This window comes from Streptomyces sp. SID11385 (assembly GCF_010548245.1).
Classification (GTDB): domain Bacteria; phylum Actinomycetota; class Actinomycetes; order Streptomycetales; family Streptomycetaceae; genus Streptomyces.
In genome coordinates this window covers 1-3,761 of sequence record NZ_JAAGLR010000288.1, presented here as the reverse complement: position 1 = coordinate 3,761, position 3,761 = coordinate 1, and the positions used below count along the sequence as shown (strand labels likewise).

The following is a 3,761-nucleotide window of genomic DNA, read 5'->3' as shown; positions in this document are numbered from 1 at the left end:
TGCGCGGCGCGAAGCGGCCCGGGGGCAGGTGCTGGAGCCCGCTCGCCTCGGCCATCTCGACGACGGCGGTGTCCGCGCGCAGGGCGAAGGCTGCGGTACGGGGCTCGCCGAGCGGTCCCGTCACAGCCGCCTCGTGCCGCGTGAACCCGGCGGCGACGGCGGCGGCGACCGTGCCGTCGCCCCCGTCCGCGACCGGCAGCGCCTCGACGACGAGCCCGGGCCGCACGGACCGCAGCCCGGCTCCCACCCGCGCGGCCACCTCGACGGCGGTGAGCGAGCCCTTGAACTTGTCGGCGGCGATCAGCACCCTCGTCGGGCGCCCCTGCTCCTCGGTCACGACACTCCTTCGCGCGGTTCGTTCCGTACGCGCCGCCGTGCCTCGCCGGTCGCGCACACCTCGGCGACCCTAACGGGCGGCGGGCACGGAAGCGCGGGCGCGTCCGGGAAGTGGGCGCTAGGCTCGGTGACTGTGAGTCAGAGTGAAGTGGACAGCGAGTACAGCGACTACATCGCGGGCCTGCCCCGCGTGCTCGCGGCGGCGGCGACGCTCTTCCGGGACGCGGAGGGTCGGGTGCTGCTCGTCGAGCCCAACTACCGGCCCGGGTGGGGCGTCCCGGGCGGGACGGTGGAGTCGGACACGGGCGAGTCGCCGCGCGAGGGGGCGCGCCGCGAGACGCTGGAGGAGATCGGCCTCGACCTGCCGCTCGGGCGGCTCCTCGCGGTCGACTGGGCACGCGGCCCCGGGCGCCCGCCGATCGTCATGCACCTGTACGACGGCGGCGTGCTGACCGAGCGCCACCTCGGCGCGATCCGGCTCCAGGAGTCCGAGCTGCTCTCGTGGCGCATGGTGCCGCGCACGCGCCTCGCCGAGTTCCTCCCCGCACCGCTGGCGGCCCGCGTCACGGCGGCACTCGACGTACTCGACCGCGGGGAGGGGACGGTGGAACTGGTGGACGGTGTGCTGCCGGGCGGGACGGAGGGCTGAGCGAGCGCCCGGACGGCGGAGCGCCCGCGGGCAGCGCGCCACAACTTGCCTTGCCGGGGGGCCGCAGTCGGCCTGCTGCGTTCGCTCGGCTACGTGGTGAGCGTGCCGACCGTGCACGCGGCGGTGCGCGAGGGCCTGCTCCGAGCCGGAGGGCCGACTCCCGGACTGCTGCGGGTGGACGCGGTCGCAGGTATTGAGGACGCTCACGGGCTCGGGGCCTCAGGGCCTCAGGCGTGGACGATCGCCCGCAGTTCCTTCTCCGCGTCGCGCAGCAGCGTCTCGTAGGCGGCCGACTCGTCGGCGGCCCACCGCTCGCCCGCGACCCGCACGATCGCCATGGCCGCGTCGGTGGCGAGGCGGGCGGCCGCCGGGGGGTGCCCGCGGTCCTCCAGTGCCTTCTTGAGCGCCGCGGACATGGAGGCCGTCTTGATCAGTTCGCGTTCGCGCAGGGGCGGGCTGGCCGCGATGACGGCGGCGCGGGCGCGCAGGAACTCGCGCGGCCGGAAGACCTCGGGGGCCTTCGAGAAGGCGCGCAGGAGGGTGTCGAGCGGGGCGGTGCCTTCGGGGATCTCGGCGACCGCCGCGACGAGCAGTTCCTCCAGCTCCCGGCCGCCGCCGAACAGCGCCTCCCGCTTGTCCGTGTACCAGCGGTAGAAGGACCGCTCCGTCAGCCCCGCGCGGCGGGCGATCTGCGCGACCGTCGTGCGGTCGTAGCCCTGCTCCGTGAAGAGGTCGAGCGCCGCTCGTTCGAGCCGCCCGCGCGTATTGCCTTCCCAACGTGCCATGGGGCCAGTGTAGGGAGAAACCCGAGTGACAGCAGATGCTGTCGTCACTTTGCTACGGTGGAGTGACGACAGCACCTGCTGTCACTTCGGCGCACCACCGGGAGATCCTCATGCGTACTCTGCGCTTCCACACGCACGGACCCGCACTCGACGTGATCCGGCTCGAAGAGGCCCCCGTGCCCGAGCCGGGGCCCGCGCAGATCCGCGTGGCTGTGACAATGTGCGGCCTGACACCGGCCGACTGGGCGCTCGCCCGTGGTCTCTTCGCCGGGGAGCTGCCGCGCGGAATCGGCCTGGAGGTCGCGGGCACCGTCGACGCCCTCGGCGCGGACGTGAGCGGCGTCGCGGTGGGCGACGAGGTCTTCGGGCCCGTGCCCTTCACCGGACCGAGCGCGGGAGCGGCGGACCACGCCCTCCTGGACGTGTGGTTCCCGCGCCCGGAGAAGCTCGACCCGGCCGAGGCCGCCGCGCTCCCCATGGCCGTCGAGACCGCACACCGGGGCCTCGCGGGGCTCGGCGTCACGGCGGACACCGCGCCGGGGCTGACCGTCCTGGTGCACGGCGCCGGTTCGACCGTCGGCCACGCCGCCGTACAGATCGCGCTCCACCAGGGCGCGCGCGTCCTCGCGACCGCCGGGGAGAGGCGCGCGGAGGAGCTGCGCGGGCTGGGCGCGGAGGTCACCCCGTACGGCGAGGGCATGGCGGCCCGGGTACGGGAACTGGCCGGCGGCGACGTGGACCTGGCCATCGACGCGGCGCCGCCCAGCGGCGGGCTGCCGGAGCTGATCCGTACCGTCGCGGCGCCGCGCGACGTCATGACGATGAGCGACTTCGCGGCGGCGGAGGAGCTGGGCGTGCGCTACCAGTTCGGCGAGGAGGGCAACGCGTACCACCACCACGCCCTGCCGGTGTACGCGCGGCGGGCGGCCGAGGGGCGCTTCACGGTCCCGCTCGCGGGCGTCCACCCGCTGGAGGACTGGCGCACGGCGGCTGAGCGGAGCCTCTCCGGGAGGGCGGGCGGCAAGCTCGTGCTGCGGGTGCGGTGAGACGGGCGGAGACGGGGGAGGCGGGGCGGGTGCGGTGGGCGAGCGCTTGCGGTGGGACGGGGCGCGTGCGGTGACGCGGGGCGGCTCCGTCTCCGCCGTGGCGCGCTCGGACGGGGCCCCGGCCCTCCTCGCACCGCCCCCACCCCACCGCCCGGTCCGGCTCCGTCCGGGCCGACACCGTCGCCCAGGGCGCCGGACGCCGCCGGCCAGGGTGCCGAGCGCCGCCGGTCAGGACAGCGCGAACAGCGTGTCCGCGCCTGCCTGTCCGCTGCCCGGCGCCCCCGTCCGCCCCCGCTCGAAGGCGAGCAGCGCCTTCTTCTTCTCCACTCCGCCCGCGTAGCCCGTCAGGCTGCCGTTCGCGCCGACGACGCGGTGGCAGGGGACGACGATGCTGATCGGGTTGCGGCCGTTGGCGAGGCCCACGGCGCGGGAGGCGCTGGGCTTGCCGAGGGCGGCGGCGAGCTGTCCGTAGCTGCGGGTCTCGCCGTACGGGATGCGGACGAGCGCGTCCCAGACGGTGCGCTGGAAGGGCGTGCCCTCCTGGTGCAGCGGCAGGTCGAAGGTCGTCAGCTCGCCCGCGAAGTAGGCGCCGAGCTGGTCGAGCGCCCGGGCGAAGGGGCGCTCGTCGCGCTCGCCGAAGGTCTCCTCGGCGGGGCGGTGGCGGTGCCGCGGCAGGTAGAGGCCGCTGAGCAGGCCGTCCGTGGCGACAAGGGTGAGGGTGCCGTAGGGGCTGTCGGTCAGGGTGTGTACGCGGTGCACGGAGAACACGTCCTCGGGGTCAGGCGGTGGGCATGAGGTTGATGGGGTGCGTGGACGTCGCCCACAGGTACTGCGTCGCGTAGGCGCGCCAGGGGCGCCAGGCGGCGGCGCGGCGGGTGAGGGCCGCGGGGGTCGCGGGCAGGCCGAGGGCCTCGGCGGCCTGGCGGACGCCGAGGTCGGTGACGG

At 75.7% G+C, this 3,761-nt stretch carries 5 protein-coding genes and 1 pseudogene; 2 read left to right on the top strand and 4 right to left on the bottom strand.

The genetic code is table 11. The features are described from left to right. The coding region (locus tag G3I42_RS08885; RefSeq protein WP_164284053.1) for a glycerate kinase at positions 1–337 on the bottom strand (337 nt) is incomplete at its 3' end. Positions 338–484: 147 nt separating this feature from the next. Here G3I42_RS08885 and G3I42_RS08880 point away from each other — a divergent pair. Next, positions 485–985 carry an NUDIX hydrolase gene (locus tag G3I42_RS08880; protein ID WP_164284055.1) on the top strand — a complete coding sequence of 167 codons (501 nt, stop codon included), beginning with the start codon at positions 485–487 and terminating at the stop codon, positions 983–985. Between the two features lie 227 nt (positions 986–1,212). On the opposite strand, the gene G3I42_RS08875 is transcribed toward G3I42_RS08880, so the two are convergent. Beyond that, positions 1,213–1,770, bottom strand: coding sequence for a TetR/AcrR family transcriptional regulator (locus G3I42_RS08875; protein WP_164284051.1), 558 nt, complete (start codon positions 1,768–1,770; stop codon positions 1,213–1,215). A gap of 110 nt (positions 1,771–1,880) precedes the next feature. On the opposite strand from G3I42_RS08875, the gene G3I42_RS08870 reads away from it, so the two are divergent. Further along, complete coding sequence (locus G3I42_RS08870; RefSeq protein ID WP_164284049.1) at positions 1,881–2,816, top strand: NADP-dependent oxidoreductase; 936 nt, start codon at positions 1,881–1,883, stop codon at positions 2,814–2,816. Positions 2,817–3,044: 228 nt separating this feature from the next. Here G3I42_RS08870 and G3I42_RS08865 read toward each other — a convergent pair whose 3' ends face one another. Continuing rightward, positions 3,045–3,575, bottom strand: coding sequence for a methylated-DNA--[protein]-cysteine S-methyltransferase (locus tag G3I42_RS08865; protein WP_164284047.1), 531 nt, complete (start codon positions 3,573–3,575; stop codon positions 3,045–3,047). A gap of 19 nt (positions 3,576–3,594) precedes the next feature. After that, a pseudogene (locus tag G3I42_RS37445) lies at positions 3,595–3,761 on the bottom strand (DNA-3-methyladenine glycosylase); the annotation flags it as partial.